Below are 20,288 nucleotides of genomic sequence, written 5' to 3'. Positions count from 1 at the left end.
CTTTACTGCATGGTTTTAAGCCGGGTGATTTCCACCAGATTGGCGATGTTGCGGAAGGCATCCCTGGTGCCTCGAAACAGAATGGGGCGTCCGATGGTGGTCCAGCCAAGCCGTCTGGAAATGAAGCCGCCGATCATCATGAAGAGATTCACCCTGCTCATACAGTTTACTGCAATGACTTCATGCTCAACCCCCAGCAATCGCGCCACACTCATAATCATGGCGGTGCATCTGTCACCCATGTTTTTTTTGCCCAGGACGTAAACTTCATGGCCCAAATCATCTGTTCCCATATGGCGGATGGTGCCAAAATCAATATTTCGGGTTTTATCAAAATAAGGCAGGAGCATCATATCTTCAAAGGCCGGCGGGCGGGCGGGGTCAAGCATTTTGAGGTGCAGCGCCGCAGCCAGAACTGATGAATGTGACCCGCCATAACAATGATAGATTATCTTCATAATATATATAAGCTAAACTCCTCGATTCAGTGTTTGCAGATAATAAAGACTCCGTTTTCCAGGTCGTGAACATTGCCCCCTAGAATACGGGCCAGCATTAAGGTCAAGCGCTGCTGTTCCTCGCTTTCCCTGGCCACGAAGACCGGACATCCGCACCCCTGAACCAAACTGGCGTCCTGAGTGATAATGGCCAGGATATATTCTTTCAGGCTGATTTCCATTTAATCCGCTGCCTTTCTGCCCCAATAGCTTTTTAAGGTAGTGCTGCGGGCTGACTCCAACACCGGCACCCTTTTAATCATTTCTATCAGTACATCCATATCAGGCTCATTGGCTACTATGAACATTGCCAGATACCCTTTGTCGGCGTGCATCCTGGCCATAGGAGCCAGCTCCATCTCACTGATATCTACTTTCGCTCCCAAAATGGAGGTTACGTCATGGATAATGGCCATACGCTGACCCGGACTCTGCAGGGTCAGGCGCCCTTCGTCATCAAAAGGATGGATCAGGACCGCCAGGGCCTCAGAGAGGATCTTCTCGCGGGTCGCTTTGAACCCGACGTTCATCATGGGCACATCCGCGACTTTAAGCAGGGCGCCATCGAAAGACACCTCCGCCGGTTCAATTGAGGCAATTTCTCCGACGGTTAAACCGCTCATTACCTGAGTCGTGCCGTATATCATCAGCGGGCCCACCGCCAGCGCAAACGGCCATCCCCATAAATGCGCCGCTCCCGAAGTTACCAGCGAGGTCAATATAACCAGATAGTTGCGCACTTCGAATACCCGGGCGATGCCTTCGATGTAGTCGTGCCCCCGGGTTATCAGTTTATTCTCTTCCAGGCTGGACAGGGTTTTACGCTCCATATCCCTGATTTCCCGGAATTGCTGGGCCGCCAGGGTTAAAAAAGTGACCGCGACATAATCAGGCTCGGCAATAGCGGGAATAGCGACAGCACCAAGGCTGGCGGCAATAAAACCAAGGGCCAGATGTGTTACGTGACCGTGGGGATAAGTAGGATAATGGCGGTAATCATAGCGCAAAAGTATCCAGCGGTTGATAAAACCGGCTGCGATTCCCGCCAAAATAACGGTTCCATAACTCTGCATCACCGGCCGGCATTGCTCTTATTCAGTAAATAGAAACCTGCCCCGGCAGCCACAGCAACGGTGAGAAGAATCAAAATCGTTGTCCAGGCCGAAGGAGAGTTCTGCTGCAGGGGTTTGGCCGCCGCTCCCCCTGAGCTGCCAGCCCCGCCCCCTCCCAAGGTGGCTGACAGAACATCTGCAAAAGCGGTTACACCCTTGGTGGCATCGTCTTTGGGGTTGGTGTGCGATCCGACCTCAATCAGCATTGACCGGGGGGTAAGATCCTGATTATAATCCCCTTTGCCCATAAAAATCCCATTGGAAAGCCCCGGTTTGGTCTTATCCATTACTGCTTTTAGCTGCTTGGCGAACTCCAGATTTGTTTTCGAATTGGGATTAGTTTTGCCTACCACCAATTTGATCTTGGTGGCCTCCTGTCCATTTACAGTGGTCTGGTACTGGTTAGGCGGCACCGCGTCGCGGTGCACGTCGATCAATACCTGCGAGCCGTTCTTCAGTAGCGAAGCCGCAGTGCGCCTGGAGCGGTTATAGGCATTGACATCGTGGGGATTATGATTATTTTTGTTATACTCCACGGTATAGCCCAGCTGTTGAAGGCGCTGAGCCAGGGCATAGCCTACGTCATAAATGCCCCCGTTGCCTTCCTTGCTTTCTTTGCCGTCAGTGGGCACGTAGGATTCGTCACTGTGGGTATGGTAAATAGCTATGGTAGGTTTAGCCGCCACGACCGGAATCTCTTGGCTGTCTATCACCCAGGCCTGGCGATTGTCGTCGAAATTTACTTCTGGCATCTGTTCCTGGCCCACATATACGCAGCGCGCGGTGTGACCTGATACCTCTACCACCTGGTACCTGCCATTGTCACTGCTGATGTACTCATCGCCTACATACACCTGGGTGCCAGTCTGGCTTATGGTATTGTTGTCCTCATCCACCAGTGAAAAATAATACCCGGAAGGCAATTCCTCATAAACGGCCTCCGCCGTATCCGGCAGGAAGAGACCCAAACCTGTTATCAGGCTAACGGCTAAGAATAGAGACAGCATTTTTCTAGACATGTTCATCACCCCGATCCTGCGGCTTTCTCATTCCGGTGACTTCTATGCGGTCTTCCCAATCTTTAAACTCTTCTTGATCAGGTTCATCATCCTTGTCGTGTGCAGTATAATCAGCCTGTATATCGTCATGATCGTCATGAGCCGGTTTACGGGCTGGTGCCGGTTCCCTGAGGTTTTCTAACAAGGCCGGATCTTTGTCGTCGCTGCTGGGTCCTCCGGCCATGCGTTCCAGACTTTCGCCGACCAGCTCAGCCAGCAGAATTGCCAGGATACCAGCCAGAACCAGAGAGTCGAAGGCGCCGGCACCGCCCAGATGAACGGTTCCCCGCACCCCGCTCTGCAGCAGGTAGACAAATTGACCGATGTCTAAAGCCAACACCGCCATTACTGCCGCAAAGAATGATCCGCGCCGTGATCTGCCCGCCAAGTACCCAACGATGCCGGCGACTAAAGGATAAAGGTAAATAGGATCAATAAAAACGGTTTCCGGTTCGGCTCCCAGAAAACGGGCTCCTATAAACAATACCAGGGCGGTAACTACGGCGGCTATTGCCGAGCGCATCTTTTCAAAAGCAGTTCCAGCACCCAGCCACAGCCATATAGCCAGGCCGACCGTTATTACCCCGCCCACATTGATGGTTAACCGGGAGCTAACCGGGATATCAATGAAGCTGCCGACAATGATAGCAGCTATCACCGCCAATGCTGCCCGGTCAGTCATTCGCAAACGGTCCAGGGCCCGGTGAGCTACACCGAAATAGATCAGAATCGATATCACCACAAGCGCAATCAGACCAAAGGGAAAATTGGCCATATTTAGCCACATCCTTTCTCATCTCTTATGGCAATAGATTTCCCCGCATGGGTGTTTTTATGTAAAAAGAAGCTGTCCTGAGGTTATTGGCGGGACCAGAGGCGGCAATCGATATGGCGGGCCTCAAGCCAGGCCCTGGTATGACCTAGAATAATTAAAGGTTTTTCGCGAATTGCGGCAATATTGGGAGATGAAGTCATTAAAAACACTGCTTTAAGCCGATAAATCCATTGTTCTATAAATTTAAACAGAGACTCCGGGCCTTGATGGACATAATGCTTTACCAGGGGGCCGGCCATTCCTACCAATTCAGCCCCCATACAGAGCGCTTTAGCGGCATCCACAGCCGTTCTGATGCCCCCTGAAGCGATGACTTTTACCGGCAGCCCCAGTGAGATGATCTCGGCCAGGCTGACAGCGGTAGGCAAGCCCCAGTAATCGAGTTCATTGCCAAAACAGCCCTGGCGCAAATCCTCTATCACGATGAAGTTGGTGCCGCCCTGACCACCGGTATCGAAAAGACTCACTCCAGCGGAAAAAAGCAGTTGGACGCTCTCTTTAGACAGACCGAAACCCACCTCTTTGGCTATGACCGGCACCGGGGACAGAGCCGCTATCCGGCTGATATTATCCAGCATCCCGGCAAAATCCCTTTCGCCTTCCCGCATGGCCAGCTCCTGGGGTACATTGAGGTGCAGCTGCAGGGCGTCGGCCTCAATCATGTCAACTGCCTCAATAGCCGCCTCCGGTTTGGCCAAAGCGCTGATATTGGCCAATATCACCCCTTGCGGGTTAACTTTCCTCACCACCGCAAAAGAAGGCCGTCTTTCCCTGTCTGTCAAGGCTATGGCCTGTGATCCAACCGCCATAGCCAGCCCAAAATCCCGGGCCAGGAGGGCCAAGGCACGGTTGATATCAGTGGATATTTCGGTGCCGCCGGTGATGGCATTAAGCAACAAAGGGTATTGTAAAGACTTACCCAGAATATTCTGGCTGAGATCGATCTTGCCAAAATCGAGTTCAGGTATGGCCTGATGCAACAGGTATACCTCATCAAAGCCGTTCTTGACGGGTCCGTCCTGGCATATGCTGCTGATATTAATATGCTCTTCTTTACGCCTGGCCCTTATCGTTAACCCCTCCCTGCGATTTCTCTGGCTTTTTCCAGGGCGGCCGGATCGTTAATATTAAAAAACAGTTCTGAGACCTGCCCAAAACAGGAAAATACCGTTTCATCCAGATACAGGGCATTAAGATCCTCAAAAATCCTGGTTAATTTCAGCTTATCCTTTTCTAAACAATCAATCAGCAGGGGAAGACAGCTCTGATTATATACCGCTGCAGTAGGCTGCAGGCGCCCCCCCAGAACCGGCACCACGGAATCATAACCCTGAGCCCGCTCTAACATGTAATTGATCACGTCTGCATTGATAAAAGGCATATCACAGCTAAGTACAAAAAGCTGCGCCTGGGAAGTGGTCTTCAAAGCGGCATGAATACCGGCGATGGGGCCTTTACGGGGATAAATATCGGTTATCACCCGGGCCGGGTATTTCTCAAATAATTCCGGTTCGTTGGTTACAATAAGCAACTCGTCGAATCGGGGCTGAAGCCGGGCCAGTATGTATTCTATCACCTTGGCGCCGTTAAGGCTGGCCAAAGCCTTATTTATACCCATCCGTGAGCTCTGTCCTCCTGATAGAATGGCTATACCAGGCATCGACGGACTCCTTTACATTTTAATAGAAAAGGCTGCCGTTGGCAGCCCTTGATCTATCGCGGGAAGTTGCCGCAATGGGTGTTGCTGCAGCCCTGGCAGGCCCCCGGCCCGCCTTTGCCACCAAATGATTGGGTGCTGAACGAAGAGAGTAACGCCTCAATATTGGCTGACTGACACCCCGGACATTTTACGTTTTCACGCTTTTTAATTGTGGTTAAAACCTCAAAGTTCCGTTGACAATCCTTGCATTTGAATTCATATATCGGCATGGTTCACCCCACCCGGACTATTAAATGTCATCCGCCGGCTGAGATTCCAGGTATTGGTCCACATCAGCCTGATCAAGCTCATTTTTAGCTTCTTTGACAGACAAGCCAATCCGCTTTTCATTGGGATCAATGCTGATTATCTTCACCATTACCCGATCTCCGGCCTTGACCACATCTTCAGGCTTTTCCACCCGATAGTCGGCCAACTGGGAGATGTGAACCAATCCATCCACGCCCGGATCCAACTCAACGAATGCGCCGAAGGGGGCTATTCTGACCACGGTTCCCTCAACGATATCACCCTGGTGATATTTTTCTAAAGCCAGTTCCCACGGGCTCTTAAGCAGTTTCTTGCGGCTTAATGACACCCTTTCCTTGTCACGATCCAGGCCCAGGATGTAGACCTCAATCTCATTACCTTCGCTGAGAATATCCGCAGGATGTTCAACCCGGCGGTGATCTAGTTCAGATACATGTAAAAGTCCTTCATAACCGCCCAGGTCAATAAAAGCCCCGTAATCCACGATGCGTTTGACAATGCCGGTGCGGGTTTGGCCTTCAGCAATGTTCTGCCAGAATTCGGCCTTCTGGCGGTTCTTCTCCTCCAAGACCAGTTCCCGGCGGGATAAAACCACCTGTGAGCCCCGGCGTTTGTTGCGGTTGAACTCGATGATGTTGAACAGCATGGTCTGTCCGATGTAATCGTCCAGATTCTTTACATAGCCGTCGTCCACATGGGATGCAGGCAGAAATCCAACCACACCTACATCCGCCAGGAGTCCGCCTTTTACGCTTTCCACCACCGTGCCTTGCACCGGTCGTTTTTCATTGAAAGCAATTTCCAATTCATCCAGGGTCTTTTTGAAATCCACCTTTTTCTTGGACAGGAGGATGGTGCCATCATCATCCCATTTAAGAACCAGGACTTCAATTTCGTCCCCAACCTGAACCAGTTCACGGGCTGAGCCGACATCCTTTAAGGACATCTCGCGAAGCGGAATCACGCCTTCAGATTTGCCACCGACATCAACCATCACTTCATCATCCAACACTTGAACGACCGTGCCCTTTATCACTTCTCCCCTGCTGGGAGTTGCAAGTCCTGCCATTTCAGCCTCAAGTTTGGCAAAAGATTCTTCGTTGCCTGGCTTCTCTCCGGCTTGATTCTGATCTTCCCTTTCTTCGTCATAACCTGTCATCCTACTCATTACCTCCTTAATAATCCAATCCGGAGTAGAAGCACCTGCAGTTATACCGACTTTCGCGGCGTTTTGAAACCAGTCAGGCTGGATCTCTGACGCCTTTTGCACTCTGTAGGTCGTAACCCCGGTATTTAAACACTCTTTAACAAGAGTGGCTGTATTAGAACTATGGGCATCACCGATTACTATCATTAAGTCAACCCGACCGCTTAGTTCGCGGGCTTCCTTAATTCTATTAGCGGTAGCCGAGCATATGGTGTTAAAGACTCTTAACTCGCTGGCCTTGGGCAGAATCCCTTCAACAGCCCGGTAATAATCCCGGGATTCCTTAGTGGTCTGGGAAACCACCCCAACCTTATCCATACCGGGCAAAAGTTCGGCCTCAAACCGGTCTTTTACCACCCGGGCGGCTTCACACCATCCTAAAATGCCCTGTACTTCAGGATGTTCGGCATCCCCAAATATTACCACATTATACCCTTGTTCATCCAGTTCGGCAACCAGCTGCTGTATCCTGGCAACCCTCGGGCAAGTGGCATCTACTACCACAATGTCCCGGTGACGTGCCCGGTCGATAACCTGTGGCGAGCAGCCATGCGAGCGGATGACCAGCTTTTGTCCAGGTTGCAACTGGTCGACATTATTCACCGGGTCAATACCCTGTTGGGCCAATTGTTCCACCACGGCTTGATTGTGAACCAACGGGCCCAGGGTAAAGCATCCATCTGGGAAACAAGCCTCTGCAGCGATTCTCACCGCCCGCTTAACCCCCGCACAGAAACCGGCATGGTTGGCTAATTGGACCTGCAATCGATTTACCCCGCAAATATATAATAAATTCGAAAAATCTTGGATAAATCCTTCTTTATTTACATAAAAGTATATTAATTTGCGCCATAATCTCCTCACTCATTTTCCCCAGAAGGGCAGAACTGTACTTTTCATGGTAATAAGCCGTCAGATCCAGAGGGTGACCGACTCGCACCTTTAAGGGCCGAAACCAGCCGCAGGGAAACCATCCTTCTGTACCGGTAATCGCCACCGGAACCACCGCTGCTCTGCTCTTCATGGCCAGCATAGCCACACCAGGCTGAATGCTGGTCTGGGCAACAACTTTGCGCCGGGCGCCTTCGGGGAAAATCCCTAAGATTTCACCAGCTTCGAGCATTTCCAGGGCCTGCCTTATGGCATTTCGATCCGCTGCCCCTCTCTGCACCGGAAAGGCGTTTAAGCCCCGACAGATAGCTCTTAATAGAACATTTTGAAATAATTCCGCTTTGGCCATAAAATGGACGGGACGCGATAAAGCCACACCCACCAGGATGGGATCCCAGTTGCTGACATGGTTGGCAGCGACGATAACTGGTCCTTTTTTGGGTAGGTTATGTAATCCCTCGACTTTCAAACCAAGAATCAGCAAAAAGATTTTCAAAAAACCCCTGATGAGTGCGTAAAACATTTTACGCCCCCCGAATCTTCATCTTAATGGTATGTAGAACCTCATCTTCAGTCATTTTACTGGTATCCAGCATAATATGATCCGGCAAAATCCGTAAGGCCCCTACCGGACGCTGGGAATCGATCTGATCCCTTTTTATGATCTCCTCCCGCACCGCGTCGAGATCGGCCCTATAGCCGCGCATTTCCATTTCCCGCACCCGGCGCTGGGCTCGTTCTTCAATACTGGCGGTAAGGAAGAATTTATAGTCGGCATCGGGAAGCACATATTCCCCGATATCCCGTCCATCCATGACCACTGAACAGCTCCGGGCCATGGCTTGCTGGAGTTTAACCATGACTTTTCTCACCCCGGGATGAGCTGATACGATTGAAACTGCCTCACCAACCCGTGGCGAACGAATTAGACTGGTAACATCTACCCCGTCGCTGATTATTACTTGGCCATCTGATTGGGTTTCGAAGTGAATATCAGTGGTTTCCGCCATCTGTTGCAGCAGGCTGGAGTCATTAAGATCAATACCTTGTTGCAGGACTTTCAAAGTGAGGGCTCGATACATTGCACCGGTATCAACATAAGTAAAGTTCAGTTCACGGGCCAATCTCCGCGCCACGGTGCTTTTGCCAGCACCAGCCGGACCATCAATCGCTATCTTCATTCGTTTACCACCCATGTATGCTCGTCTCTATTTTAGCATACCTCAAACCGCTGCGACACCTTGCACTAAAGTTTTTGACCGCGGTTTATAAACATTTAGTGGTGAGGCCCTCCAGCAGCGGCCAGAATTGCGGGAAGGAGATGTCAACTACTTCAGCGCCCTTCAGCACTGTTTCTCCGCGGGCTACAAGCGCGGCTACGGCCAGGCTCATAGCGATGCGGTGGTCGCCGAAACCATGCACTTCAGCTCCCCGGAGCGATTCCGGCCGGCCGGTAATGGTCAAACCCTGAGGCATTTCTTCAACACAAGCCCCCATTTTATTAAGCTCGCTGCATATAGCTGCCAGGCGATCTGATTCTTTTACTCGCAATTCCCCGGCATCCTCGACCCGGGATTCACCATCAGCTGCTGCCATGGCCACGGCAAGCACCGGAACTTCGTCTATCAGCTTTGGCATCATCCCGCCGTCAATTACGGTGCCACGCAGCGGGGCGCTTTTGACCAGCAGGTCCGCAACCGGCTCACCCCCCACCGTTCTGCGGTTCTCCATGATTATATCGGCTCCCATGGCGTCTAAAACCTCAATAACACCGGCCCTGGTAGGATTGACGCCGACGTCGCGGATCATAAGCTCCGACCCGGGCACAATGGAAGCTGCCACCAAGAAAAAAGCCGCTGAAGAGATATCCCCGGGAACCAGAAACTGTTGGGGTTCTAAAGTTTTACCCGGGTTGAGGGTGACGCTCCCCGGCTTCACAATGAGGTCGGCTCCCATGGCGGACAGCATACGTTCGCTGTGATCCCGGGAAGGCTGCACTTCCCGCAAGACGGTTTTCCCTTCGGCCTGCAGCCCGGCCAGCAGCAGGGCTGTTTTAAGCTGGGCGCTGGCTACCGGCAGCTGGTATTCAATGCCGGCCAGGCTCCCGCCTATGACCACTAAAGGAGCCAGACCGTTTTGTCTGGCATATAAGGTCGCGCCCATCATCCGCAAAGGCTCCATAATCCGTCGCATTGGCCGCTGACGCAGGGAGCGGTCCCCACTTAAAACTGAAAAAAAGGGAAGTCCCGCCAGCAATCCGGACAGGAGGCGCATAGTGGTTCCGGAATTGCCGCAGTCCAATACATCCTCGGCTTCCTTTAAACCCTCCCAGCCCTTTCCGGATATAATCAGGCTCTGCTTCTCGGTCCGGATATCGACCCCCAATTGGCCTAGACATCTGCAGGTTGACAGAGTGTCCTGGGCTTGAAGGAAATTCTGTACACTGCTCCTGCCCCGGGCCAGGGCTGAAAAAATAAGGGTCCGGTGAGATATCGATTTGTCTGCGCTGACCCTTATCTCTCCCCGCAAGGCTTTGCATTGGCTGAGCTTGATTTCCACTACCTTAACCTCCTCACTTCATCCAGGCCTTGATATGCTGCCGGCTCAGGGCTTCGACTGCCCTTAGCGCCGCATCATCATCAGGTACACTGATGCGTATCGTCCCGCCATCGCCTTCTCTGATTCTTAGGATTTCCAAGTCCATAATATTTACCTGACAACTTCCCAAAATATTTCCTAATTGTCCTATCACCCCGGGTTTATCCGGTACGATACACACGATATCAGTAGACTCCCCCAGGTAAGTGCGCTGCAGGTGAGGAATCTGTGCCCTGATTTTGCGGGCCTGCTCCAGGCCGGCCCGCAACCGTATCCGGTCTCCATCCGCCACTGCTCTTTGCATAGCTTGCAGTTCGCTTATCAGCTTATCCAGCTCTGCAGTTATATACTTTCGATTGGATAAAACAATATCCTCCCATAGACCCGGGTTGCCTGAAGCTACCCGGGTGGTGTCGCGAAAACCGCCGGCAGCCATCATCATAGCCTGCCGGTCTCCCCTGGTGACATTCAGCAGCGCCGCCGCAGCCAAGTGAGGTACATGGCTGACCTGGGCCACTATCCGGTCATGCAGCCTGGCCTCCATGATATGCACCTTGGCCCCGGTCTCTCCTATAAGACCGCTCAAACGGTCTATAGCCGGCCGGGGCGTATCTGCAGCCGGGGTCAGTACATATACTGCGTTTTCATAAAGGTAACGATCGGCCCCCTGAATTCCAGCGATCTCTGCACCTGCCATAGGATGACCGCCCATACCGCATACGTCTGCGGGAAGCCCGGAAAACAAAGCCTGCACCTTCATCTTGGTGCTGCCCACATCAGTAATCAAGGTTCCCGGCCTGACAAACGGCATGATGTCCTGTAGAATTTGCGCATAAGCGGCCATCGGCGTACAGAGGAATATAACACTGGCCCGAGACACGGCTTCATCCAGCGGGGGACTTTCCTGTATGGCGCCAATGGCAATGGCCTGCTTCACTGCATCCTGCTGGGAGTCCAGGCCGGTTATGCGTTGTACCAGGGCGGAGCCCTGCAAAGCCAAACCCAATGATCCGCCGATCAAGCCCAGGCCGATTATGAGTATTTTCTCAGCCATCTTCCCGATCGCCACCTTCCAGTTCGATGCTCAGGGCAGCAGTCATTTGCCGCAGTTTTGTCATCAAGCCCTTGAATCTGTCCGGGGTAAGAGATTGAGGTCCGTCAGACCAGGCTTCGCTGGGATTCTGGTGCACCTCGATCATCAAGCCGTCACAGCCCGCGCCTACCGCCGCCAGGGCCATGGGCTCCACCAAGCGCCATTTTCCGGTGCCGTGGCTGGGATCAACTACTACCGGCAGATGGGTCAAATGCTTTATAATCGGCACCGCACTCAGGTCCAGGGTATTGCGGGTATAAGACTCAAAACTGCGGATGCCGCGTTCACACATAATTACCTGCGGATTGCCGCTGGATATGATGTATTCGGCGGCCATGATCCATTCTTCAATGGTGGCCGAGGGCCCCCGCTTTAACATGACTGGTTTCCCGACTTTACCAAGCTCCCGGAGCAGAAAGAAGTTCTGCATATTCCGCGCTCCGACCTGCAGTATATCGACGTACTCGGCTATGGTTTCTATATGGCGGGGATCCATGACCTCGGTGACAACAGGCAGTCCGGTTTGCCTGCCGGCTTCGGCCAGGATCTTCAGGCCGGCTACTTCCATACCCTGAAAAGAGTACGGCGATGTGCGGGGTTTAAAGGCCCCGCCGCGCAGCATTGCCGCACCTGCAGCTTTAACCGTATGCGCTACTTGCAGATATTTTTCTTCACCTTCCACTGCGCAGGGACCTGCGATGACCGTCAAAGAACCGCCTCCCAATTGACAGCCCTTTACTTTAATGACGGTCTCTTGTTTAAACTCCCGCGATGCCAGCTTAAAGGGTTGAACAATAGGAACCACCCTTTCAACTCCGCAAAGGGTTTCAAATAGATCCAAATCCTCCTGGGTCCGATTGCCTACCGCGCCTATAATGGTTCGTTCCACCCCATGGGAGAGGTGCACCTGGAAATGGCGCTCCTTCAGCTTGATTTCAACTTGTTCAATCAATTCGGGCCCTGCGTTTTTCTCCATTACGATAATCATAAAAAAACCTCCTTACACAGCGTGGAGGAGAGAAAAACAGAAACCATTGGCATATCGCCAATGGTCGATCCATTGTCGTTATTCCCACCATCCTGCCATACTACAATGTTTTTGAGGGCATCCTACCTTACTACAATATCAAGAATACCTCAAACACCCCGCCAAGATCAAGTCAAATCTACAATGGCAAAAGCAGCCAGGGACAAAGGCAGAGTTGTCTTCGTCACCATGGCTGCGCTTGCTATAACCCCAAACGATTCCCGACATCTTCATCAGACTCGGGTCAGAGATAATACAGGCACTTCTAACCGAGCGATAGTCATATCCCCTGGTTCTCCCTCAGGGGGTCATTTGCTTTCGTTGACCGCCGCCAGGTAGATTCCCATTAAGATAACGGCGCCACCGGTCAGTTGATACCAGAGCAAGGCTTCATTGAAAATGAACCACCCCAGTATACTGGCCATGACCGATTCGCCCAGAATGGAAACCGCCACCACCGGTGCTTTAACGAATTTCAAGGCCCAGTTAAGCACTGCGTGCCCCCCCAGTCCGGGGCCTAATCCCATTAAGGCAAAAAGCAGCCAATCAACCGCCGGATATCCGGTTAAGGGCAATTGCATAAACACCGCCACAAATAAGACAATCACGGCGGCAACAGAGGATACCACCAGGGTATAATCCAGGGTGGCTACCCGGGACCTGAGCTGACGGCCTAAGAGAAAGTATACCGCCACGAAAAAACCGCTGGCCAGAGCCAGCATATCCCCCAGCAAACGGCCCTGGCCCAGGTCTCCGCCGACAATAACTCCTGATCCTGTCAGGGCTAATACCACCCCCAGGATAGCCCAGCGGTTTAATCTCTCTTTTAATATGAAGGTGGAAAAGACCAAAACAAAAATGACTTGTAGATTGGTGAATAAGACTGAACTGGAAATGCTGGTATAGTCAAGCGAGCTGATCCAGAAGGCTAAATGCAAAGCCAAAAAAAGGCCTGATGAGGCCATTAAAATGATATCCCGGCGGGAAAGTCCGCTTATTGAAAGCGGCAGGTTCCGTCCATTAATAACTGCGGAAAGGCCGGTAGTGGCGGCCAGGCGGTATAAGGCTATAACCAGAGCTGGCGCCGAACACCAGCGGATCATTGTGGAGGAGGTCGACATGCACAAAACACCGAAGAAAATCGCCGCATAAACCGGGGCGGTTTTCATTGTTCCACCCCTAGATAAGATTGTATCACCCGGGGGTCGCTCTTTATCTGCTCCGGGTCGCCTTCGGCTATCTTGCGTCCGTAATCCAGGACGGCGATCTGCTCACAGATATTCATCACCAGATGCATATCATGTTCCACCAGCAGAATGGTGAGCTGCATATCGTCCCTAATTTTCCATATAAGATCCATTAACTCGAGCTTCTCAGAGCTGTTCATCCCGGCCGCAGGTTCATCCAGGAGCAGGAGGCAGGGATTGGAAGCCAAAGCCCGGGCGATTTCCAGCCGCCGCTGCTCGCCGTAGGAAAGACTTTGGGCATATTCCCTTCTTTTTTCATAAAGGCCCATCATGGTGATGAGTTCTTCAGCTTTGGTGCTGCATTGCTTCTGTTCGCGGACGTAAGCCGGCATTCCCAGGAGGCTGGCCAACAAGCCCGCGGAGCGGTTCCAATTGGCTGCCACCTTGACGTTATCCAAAACTGACAGCCGGTTGAAGAGGCGAATATTTTGGAAAGTCCGCCCGATCCCCAGCCGGGCCACCTTGTGCGAGGATAAGGAGGCTATAGGGGTGTCGCGGAAAATCAGGCTCCCTTCGGTAGGGGTATAAATGCCGGTTATTACGTTGAAAAGGGTGGTTTTCCCGGCGCCATTAGGTCCGATGATGCCGAAGATGGTATTGTGCTCCACCTTCATATCAATGCCGTCCAGAGCCCGAAGGCCTCCAAACTCCTGACTGACGCCCTGCAATTCTAGGACCGGCATGGTTTCACCTCTTTCTCCCGCTTGGGTTTGACCAGGTCATAGAGGCGGATATCTCCCAGGAGTCCGTTAGGTCGGAAGATCATCAGGATAACCAGCAAAGCGCCATAAAAGAGCATGCGGTATTCAGCCACCACCCGCAGCATCTCCGGCAGTATGGTAAGGATGGCCGCCCCCAGAATAGCTCCGGGTATGCTCCCTAATCCACCCAAAACCACCATGTTGAGTACCTCGATGGAGCGCATGAAATCAAAATCCTGAGGACTGATATAATACATATAATGGGCATACAGAGCGCCGCCTAATCCGCCTAGAAAAGCCCCCAGAACAAAGGAGAGGACCTTCAGATGGGTGGTATTTATGCCGCAGGCCTCGGCCGCGATCTCATTTTCCCGTATGGCATACATGGCTTTACCGATGCGTGACGACAATAATCGCTGAGAGAAGAAAACCACCAAGATGGTAATGATCAAAACCAGGCTGAAAGAAGTCTCCTGGGGTATGCCCGATAGTCCTACCGCCTTGCCCCCCGGTTCAAAATTTAGAAAGAACACCCTCACGATCTCAGCAAAGCCAATGGTGACAATTGCCAGGTAATCGCCCTCCAGTCGCAGAGCGGGCAATCCTATAACAAATCCGAACAGAGCCGCCACGGCTGCTCCTGCCAGGAGTGTCAGCCAGAAAGGCCAGCCCAGTTTTAGGGTCAAAATAGCTGAGGTATAAGCCCCTATGCTCATAAATCCGGCGTGTCCCATGGACAATTGCCCGGTAACACCAGTGGTGATATTTAATCCCAGGGCTATAATGATGTTAATCCCCATGAGGATTATAATGCGCAAGTAGTAAGGATCGATAATTCCCGTAATCCATTGCTCCAAGAGTTTCACCTATACCTTTTTGCTGATTTTTTCTCCTAATATGCCTTGGGGCCGAAGGATCAGTACCAGAATCAAGATGCCGAAAGCAATGGCATCTTTAAAGGAAGAAGAAATGTAAGCTACCCCCATGATTTCCAGGACCCCCAGGGTAAGGCCTCCCAGCATGGCGCCGGGTATGGAACCGATTCCGCCCAGAACAGCGGCGGCAAAGGCTTTAAGACCTGCCATGGTTCCCATATAAGGCCATACCGCGTTATAATAAACGCCTACCATTACCCCTCCGGCAGCGGCCAGGGCTGATCCGATAGCGAAGGTGTAGGAAATGACCCGGTTAACATTGATCCCCATCAAAGCGGCGGCGTCGAGATCCTGCGAACAAGCCCGCATGGCTTTGCCGATGCGGGTCTTCCGCACCATAAATTGCAGCCCGATCATCAATAACGCAGAAACCAGCAATATTATGACCTGCATGGAAGAAACCTGCACCGGCCCCCATGAAAATGAACTCAAGTCCATAATCGCCGGGTAGCGCCGGGTGTTCACCCCGGCGATCAAAGCCATCAGGGTGGACAGGAAAATGGATGCCCCCAAGGCACTGATCAAAGGCGAGAGGCGGGATGATTTACCCCGCAGAGGCCGGTAGGCGATCCTCTCCACCAATACTCCCAAAAGCATGCAGACCGCCATAGCCCCCACCATAGCCACCCCCAGGTTAACATCCCAGACCGTGACCAGGACCAGACCTACGAAAGCCCCTACCATATAAATTTCGCCATGGGCAAAATTTATTAATTGTACGATGCCATAAACCATGGTATACCCGAGAGCGATTAAAGCATAGGTACTGCCCAGGGTAAGGCCGTTAAGCAATTGCTGCCATAACATAGTTTGTTTCCTTTGCTTTTACTTGTCCCTATTAGACCATACATCAACATAGTGGCAGGCTCCATAAGCAATTTCTGCCACCAGGTTCATCTATGGGCCAAGGGGGCTTAAGAACAAACTGGCAGCCCGGTAAAACCGGGCCACCAGGGTATGGTTCCTTATTGTTGGGGTGCGCTGGTGGGAATCTTCTCCAGCAATGCCGGGAATTTATCACCCTTTACGGTTAACAGGAAAACCGGGCTCTTGAGCGGTTCACGGTCGGGAAGGAAGGTGGTTTTGCCTGAAACACCCGGATAATCCTGAAGTTTTGCCAATTCAGCCTTGAACACTTTGGGATCACTGCTCTGAGCTTTCTCCATAGCCTGGGCAATAATCATCACAGCGTCATAGTACTGGGCGGAAAACATGTCCGGATCTTCATTGTACTTGGCCCGGTAAGCTTTGATAAAAGCGTCGGTTTCCGGGCTGGGCTGGTCGGCAGAGAAGCCGGCGTAGAAGATGACCTTCTCTTCAACCGCTTTGCCGCCTAATTTCTTAAGATCTTCCCCATACAGGCCATCACCGCCAACCATGACGATGTCTACTCCCTGCTTCTGAGCTTCCAGCATGATCAGAGCAGCTTCGGTGTAATAGCCGGTAAATACCAGGACCTGGGGTTTGGCTTGTTTCAGCTTGGTTACCTGTGCGGTGAAATCGGTTTCTTTGTCATTGATGGACTCTTCCAAGACGATGTTGCCGCCTTTTTCCTGGATAGCGGTCTTGAATACCGGTGTTAATGCAGTGCTGTAGCGGGCTGTTTAAGATTTATCTGGGCATGCTTAATCAATTGTGACGTCATTTTAGCAAAATTTTCGGGGGTTAAGGATTGTTTGCCGTCTGACAGGGCCCGGTCAGGATCCTGGTGCACCTCCACCATTACTCCGTCAGCACCTGCAGCGACAGCCGCGCTGGCTATGGGCCTGACCATTTTCCACTTGCCGGTGGCGTGACTGGGATCGACAATTATAGGCAGGTGGGTCAACTGTTTAACCAGGGGTACCGCCCCGATATCAACGGTGTTGCGCGTATAGGTCTCAAAAGTTCGTATCCCCCGCTCGCAGAGGATGATTTGTTTGTTGCCGCCTTTCAGCACATACTCGGCTGCCAGCAGCCATTCTTCGATAGTAGCCGACAACCCCCGTTTCAGCATTATCGGTTTATCCAGCTTGCCCAGCTCCTCCAGAAGCGAATAGTTCTGCATATTACGGCTGCCCACCTGCAGAATGTCTATATTGGCGTAAAGGATGTCCAGATCCCGAATATCCATAATCTCGGTAATCACCGGCAGACCCGTTTCCTGCCGGGCTTGAACCAGGATATCAACCCCGCTGCGGCCCAGACCTTGAAAAGAATAAGGGGAGGTGCGGGGTTTAAACAGCCCGCCGCGCAGAATATCCGCGCCCATCTCCTTGAGGCGATGGGCCAGATTGAGGTAGTCGGGCCGATTCTCAACCGCGCAGGGTCCGGCAATGACAGTGCAATACCCCTCACCGACATATACTTTCCCGGCGGGGGCGGCGATAGTTATTACGGTGTCAGATGCGCAGTATTCCCGCGATGCTAATTGAAATGGTTTCATTGTGCTGAGCCTCCATACGAAAATAGTATATCAAACCAGGGCTATTATTCGAATGGTTTTCTGCAGCTTGGCCTGAGTTTTGCTTAGAGGTGAAAGGTTAGGCCGCCTCTTATTAATAAACGACGGTATTTTGTGCTATATTGATTATTAACATACTCAAGGGGGTTAAGGCGGTGAAAACAATACGGGTGGCCCTGTGCCAAATGAAGGTGACAGCCGATAAAAAACTCAATCTGCAGACTGCACGGAATTTCGCAGAGCAAGCGGTGCAGTCCGGGGCGGAGCTCATCATCCTGCCTGAAATTTTCAACGCCCCTTACCAGGCCGCGCTTTTCGAGCAGTATGCCGAACCCATACCCGGCCCCAGCAGTCTGGCCCTGGCGGATATAGCCCGGGAATGCCAGACAGCCATTGTGGGAGGATCAATCATCGAGAGGGATGCCCAGGGCCGTTTGTTCAATACCTCTCTGGTATTTGACAAAAACGGCGTACTCCTGGCCAAGCATCGCAAGGTTCATCTATTCGATGTAAATATCCCCGGAAAAATCAGTTTTCAAGAATCCCGTACCCTGTCACCCGGGCAGAATGTCACATTATTTAATTTATACGGCTTCAAGGCCGCGGTTTTAATCTGCTATGATATTCGCTTCCCGGAAATGGCCCGCCTGGCTGTACTGGCCGGAGCAGATTTGCTGATTGTCCCGGCAGCATTCAATTTAACCACCGGTCCCCTGCACTGGGACTTGCTTATGCGCAGCCGGGCTGTTGACAGTCAGGCCTATGTATTGGCCTGCTCCCCTGCCCGGGATGAGGAAGCCTCCTATCAGGCCTGGGGGCATTCAGTGATAGTCGATCCCTGGGGTCAGATAATGGCTCAGGCCGATCGAGACGAAGAGATTATCTTCGGCTATTTAGACCCGGAGGCGGTGCGGCAGGTGCGCACTGAGCTGCCGGTTTTGAGGCAGCGCCGCACCGACCTCTATGAGATAGTTGCCAAAGATGCCGGTGTTGTAAAAGAAAGGAGCGCTGATGATGAAATCCCACACTGAATACCTGTGGTTTAATACCAAACGCAGACATGAGTATATCCGTATCACCGATCGGGTCCAAGCGGCTTGCTCAAAATGCGGCATTGAGGAGGGCATGGTGCTGGTGAGTGCCATGCACATCACCGCCGGAGTATTTGTGAACGATAATGAAAGCGGTATACTGACCGACATAGCCCATCTCCTGGAAGGCCTGGCGCCCACAGGTCCCGACTATCTGCATCACCGTACCGGGGAGAAAAACGGCGATGCGCACCTCAAAAGCATCCTGGTACATCATCAGGTTATTGTGCCGGTAACCAAAGGCAGGCTGGATTTGGGGCCATGGCAGGAAATCTTTTATGCCGAGTTTGACGGCCAAAGAGAAAAGCGGGTGATTATCAAGGTTTTGGGCGAGTGATCAATCCGCCAGATCCCGGCGCAGAGCCCGGGCTTCACCCAGGTAGGTGTGCTTTATATCCCCTTGGGCCTTAGTGGTGTTGATATGTATCAAGACCCGGATACAGCGGGGTATAGAACCAGGCACCTCTATTTCCTGGAAACAGAGCAGGGGTACGCAATTCCAGCCCATTAAACGAGCCGCTTCAGCCGGGAACGCCGAGCGTATATCCGAAGTTACCGTAAATAGAATACTGGCAATATCCTCAGGCAGAAAATCATTGGCCGCCTGCATAGCGGAAAGGAGTTCCTGAGTCGCTGCTAATACCCGGCTTTTGTCGTCCTCCTCGATGGTGATGGCGCCCCTTATCCCTCTTACCTGCATTTAGATCTTCCGCCTTCCCGTTACTATGATACGGCTCTATGCCCCAGGCCAATACTGACCTCATCGAGATGTAACAATCCGATGCCAAAAAACAAGGCGACACTTATATGGTCGCCAAACCTGGCTATACCTATCTTGCCGCCTACATTCAGGCCCAGCGCCTTGGGCATTATCTGAGCTATGGCTTCGCGGGTGGCACCCGCTACTGCGCCTTCGTCAGCATGGGCGTCTTTGATTACCCCTTCCCTTTTGGCGGCCACTACGGCCCGTTCCACGATTTTGCCGACTGAGGTCACGAATTCGCCGCCGTAGTCTACCGCCACGGCCTTGATATGTACTTTTTCCAACAGTTCTTTTTTTAACTGGCTTTCTTCCTGGCGGGAAGAAGATAAGGCCATGCGGATGGCCGCGCTGGCTACTTCCTTGCTACCGATCTCCATATTCATCCCACCCTAAATTAATGTACATTTATTTTACTATAATTTTCCCTACCATTACCATACTTTGATTGGCAGTATAAGCCTGCCCCTGGCGCGGATATGCCAGATTGGGGGAGCGGCTTATGACCTGGTATTCTACCGGGAAATTGTAGGCGGTAGAGTCTATCTCCACCACATCCTGGGGATTTACTTTCAATTCCACTTGAGCACCATTGAAAAAACCGTACTCCTTTCCGTTGACCAGTACTTTAGCCTTGGGCAGGGAATTAAAATCCTTTATGCCCAGTGTCAATAAAGCCTGCGGAGAGACTGCCACCTGTGAAGCATCGCCCGGTGCTGCCGCCAGTTCCTCTTCCTCCAGGTTTAAAGCCTGACCTTCCATCCGTTCCGACCAACTCAGGTAAAAACGCGCCTGATCATTGGTCATGACCCCTTGGACCACCA

At 52.0% G+C, this 20,288-nt stretch carries 23 protein-coding genes and 2 pseudogenes; 2 read left to right on the top strand and 23 right to left on the bottom strand.

Translation table 11 applies throughout. The features are described from left to right. Positions 1-2 precede the first annotated feature (2 nt). The 20 genes and pseudogenes from B2633_RS02125 to aroF (B2633_RS02030) all read right to left on the bottom strand — a co-directional run bounded on the left by B2633_RS02125 (position 3) and on the right by aroF (B2633_RS02030) (position 17,595). A complete protein-coding gene (locus B2633_RS02125; protein WP_483168883.1) occupies positions 3-458 on the bottom strand; it encodes a DUF3189 family protein in 456 nt (151 codons plus the stop codon). Positions 459-484: 26 nt separating this feature from the next. Then, positions 485-679: a capping complex subunit for YIEGIA gene (locus B2633_RS02120; protein WP_483168882.1), complete on the bottom strand. Its 195-nt coding sequence runs from the start codon at positions 677-679 to the stop codon at positions 485-487. Further along, entirely contained in the window at positions 680-1,570 is an 891-nt protein-coding gene (locus tag B2633_RS02115; protein ID WP_483168881.1) for a YIEGIA family protein, read from the bottom strand. It lies immediately after the preceding gene. Continuing rightward, positions 1,570-2,628, bottom strand: a complete 1,059-nt coding sequence (gene spoIIP, locus B2633_RS02110) for a stage II sporulation protein P (RefSeq protein ID WP_483168879.1) — start codon at positions 2,626-2,628, stop codon at positions 1,570-1,572. Before spoIIP ends, B2633_RS02115 begins: the two co-directional genes overlap by 1 nt. Next, entirely contained in the window at positions 2,621-3,442 is an 822-nt protein-coding gene (locus B2633_RS02105; RefSeq protein WP_483168878.1) for a DUF1614 domain-containing protein, read from the bottom strand. Before B2633_RS02105 ends, spoIIP begins: the two co-directional genes overlap by 8 nt. Before the next feature lie 83 nt (positions 3,443-3,525). Then, positions 3,526-4,572, bottom strand: a complete 1,047-nt coding sequence (gene fni, locus B2633_RS02100) for a type 2 isopentenyl-diphosphate Delta-isomerase (protein WP_483168909.1) — start codon at positions 4,570-4,572, stop codon at positions 3,526-3,528. Between the two features lie 2 nt (positions 4,573-4,574). After that, positions 4,575-5,162, bottom strand: a complete 588-nt coding sequence (gene mobA, locus B2633_RS02095; RefSeq protein WP_483168877.1) for a molybdenum cofactor guanylyltransferase — start codon at positions 5,160-5,162, stop codon at positions 4,575-4,577. Between the two features lie 53 nt (positions 5,163-5,215). Then, positions 5,216-5,431, bottom strand: a complete 216-nt coding sequence (locus B2633_RS02090) for an FmdB family zinc ribbon protein (RefSeq protein ID WP_483168876.1) — start codon at positions 5,429-5,431, stop codon at positions 5,216-5,218. 20 nt (positions 5,432-5,451) lie between these two features. After that, entirely contained in the window at positions 5,452-7,443 is a 1,992-nt protein-coding gene (locus B2633_RS02085) for a bifunctional 4-hydroxy-3-methylbut-2-enyl diphosphate reductase/30S ribosomal protein S1 (RefSeq protein WP_483168875.1), read from the bottom strand. A gap of 55 nt (positions 7,444-7,498) precedes the next feature. Further along, on the bottom strand, positions 7,499-8,092 hold the full coding sequence (locus tag B2633_RS02080) for a lysophospholipid acyltransferase family protein (protein WP_483168874.1): 594 nt from the start codon (positions 8,090-8,092) through the stop codon (positions 7,499-7,501). 1 nt (position 8,093) lies between these two features. Next, positions 8,094-8,750, bottom strand: a complete 657-nt coding sequence (cmk, locus tag B2633_RS02075; protein WP_483168873.1) for a (d)CMP kinase — start codon at positions 8,748-8,750, stop codon at positions 8,094-8,096. 85 nt (positions 8,751-8,835) lie between these two features. After that, positions 8,836-10,128, bottom strand: a complete 1,293-nt coding sequence (gene aroA, locus B2633_RS02070; protein WP_483168872.1) for a 3-phosphoshikimate 1-carboxyvinyltransferase — start codon at positions 10,126-10,128, stop codon at positions 8,836-8,838. Positions 10,129-10,141: 13 nt separating this feature from the next. Next, the gene (locus tag B2633_RS02065) at positions 10,142-11,221 is read right to left on the bottom strand and encodes a prephenate dehydrogenase/arogenate dehydrogenase family protein (protein WP_483168871.1); all 1,080 of its coding nucleotides are present in this window, start codon (positions 11,219-11,221) and stop codon (positions 10,142-10,144) included. Further along, on the bottom strand, positions 11,214-12,248 hold the full coding sequence (gene aroF / locus B2633_RS02060) for a 3-deoxy-7-phosphoheptulonate synthase (RefSeq protein WP_483168869.1): 1,035 nt from the start codon (positions 12,246-12,248) through the stop codon (positions 11,214-11,216). Before aroF (B2633_RS02060) ends, B2633_RS02065 begins: the two co-directional genes overlap by 8 nt. A 347-nt stretch (positions 12,249-12,595) precedes the next feature. Further along, positions 12,596-13,456 (bottom strand): DMT family transporter, encoded by an 861-nt coding sequence (locus B2633_RS02055; RefSeq protein ID WP_483168868.1) that lies wholly within the window; start codon positions 13,454-13,456, stop codon positions 12,596-12,598. Next, positions 13,453-14,217 carry an ABC transporter ATP-binding protein gene (locus B2633_RS02050; RefSeq protein WP_481040370.1) on the bottom strand — a complete coding sequence of 255 codons (765 nt, stop codon included), beginning with the start codon at positions 14,215-14,217 and terminating at the stop codon, positions 13,453-13,455. The genes B2633_RS02055 and B2633_RS02050 overlap by 4 nt, the downstream gene beginning before the upstream one ends. Further along, positions 14,205-15,101: a branched-chain amino acid ABC transporter permease gene (locus tag B2633_RS02045; protein WP_481040372.1), complete on the bottom strand. Its 897-nt coding sequence runs from the start codon at positions 15,099-15,101 to the stop codon at positions 14,205-14,207. Before B2633_RS02045 ends, B2633_RS02050 begins: the two co-directional genes overlap by 13 nt. Continuing rightward, positions 15,102-15,977, bottom strand: a complete 876-nt coding sequence (locus B2633_RS02040; RefSeq protein ID WP_481040374.1) for a branched-chain amino acid ABC transporter permease — start codon at positions 15,975-15,977, stop codon at positions 15,102-15,104. It abuts the gene before it with no gap. A gap of 158 nt (positions 15,978-16,135) precedes the next feature. After that, positions 16,136-16,732: pseudogene (locus B2633_RS02035) on the bottom strand (ABC transporter substrate-binding protein); the annotation flags it as partial. A 17-nt stretch (positions 16,733-16,749) separates the two neighbouring features. Then, on the bottom strand, positions 16,750-17,595 hold the full coding sequence (gene aroF / locus B2633_RS02030; protein WP_483168867.1) for a 3-deoxy-7-phosphoheptulonate synthase: 846 nt from the start codon (positions 17,593-17,595) through the stop codon (positions 16,750-16,752). A gap of 173 nt (positions 17,596-17,768) precedes the next feature. Here aroF (B2633_RS02030) and B2633_RS02025 point away from each other — a divergent pair, with 173 nt between their 5' ends. Together B2633_RS02025 and B2633_RS02020 are read left to right on the top strand one after the other, a co-directional pair. Continuing rightward, on the top strand, positions 17,769-18,644 hold the full coding sequence (locus B2633_RS02025) for a carbon-nitrogen hydrolase family protein (RefSeq protein ID WP_483168866.1): 876 nt from the start codon (positions 17,769-17,771) through the stop codon (positions 18,642-18,644). Beyond that, on the top strand, positions 18,625-19,041 hold the full coding sequence (locus B2633_RS02020; RefSeq protein ID WP_483168865.1) for a secondary thiamine-phosphate synthase enzyme YjbQ: 417 nt from the start codon (positions 18,625-18,627) through the stop codon (positions 19,039-19,041). Before B2633_RS02025 ends, B2633_RS02020 begins: the two co-directional genes overlap by 20 nt. Here the strand turns inward: B2633_RS02020 and aroH are convergent, their stop codons facing one another. The 3 genes and pseudogenes from aroH to B2633_RS02005 form a co-directional block, all read right to left on the bottom strand. Further along, positions 19,042-19,404, bottom strand: coding sequence for a chorismate mutase (aroH, locus tag B2633_RS02015; protein WP_483168864.1), 363 nt, complete (start codon positions 19,402-19,404; stop codon positions 19,042-19,044). It abuts the gene before it with no gap. A 23-nt stretch (positions 19,405-19,427) separates the two neighbouring features. After that, entirely contained in the window at positions 19,428-19,844 is a 417-nt protein-coding gene (locus B2633_RS02010) for a HutP family protein (RefSeq protein WP_483168863.1), read from the bottom strand. Positions 19,845-19,872: 28 nt separating this feature from the next. After that, positions 19,873-20,288: pseudogene (locus B2633_RS02005) on the bottom strand (hypothetical protein); the annotation flags it as partial.

The sequence above is a fragment of the Syntrophomonas sp. UBA1041 genome (genome assembly GCF_002316705.1).
Taxonomy (GTDB): Bacteria; Bacillota; Syntrophomonadia; order Syntrophomonadales; family Syntrophomonadaceae; genus DTU019.
This window is presented reverse-complemented; position numbering and strand designations above follow the sequence as displayed.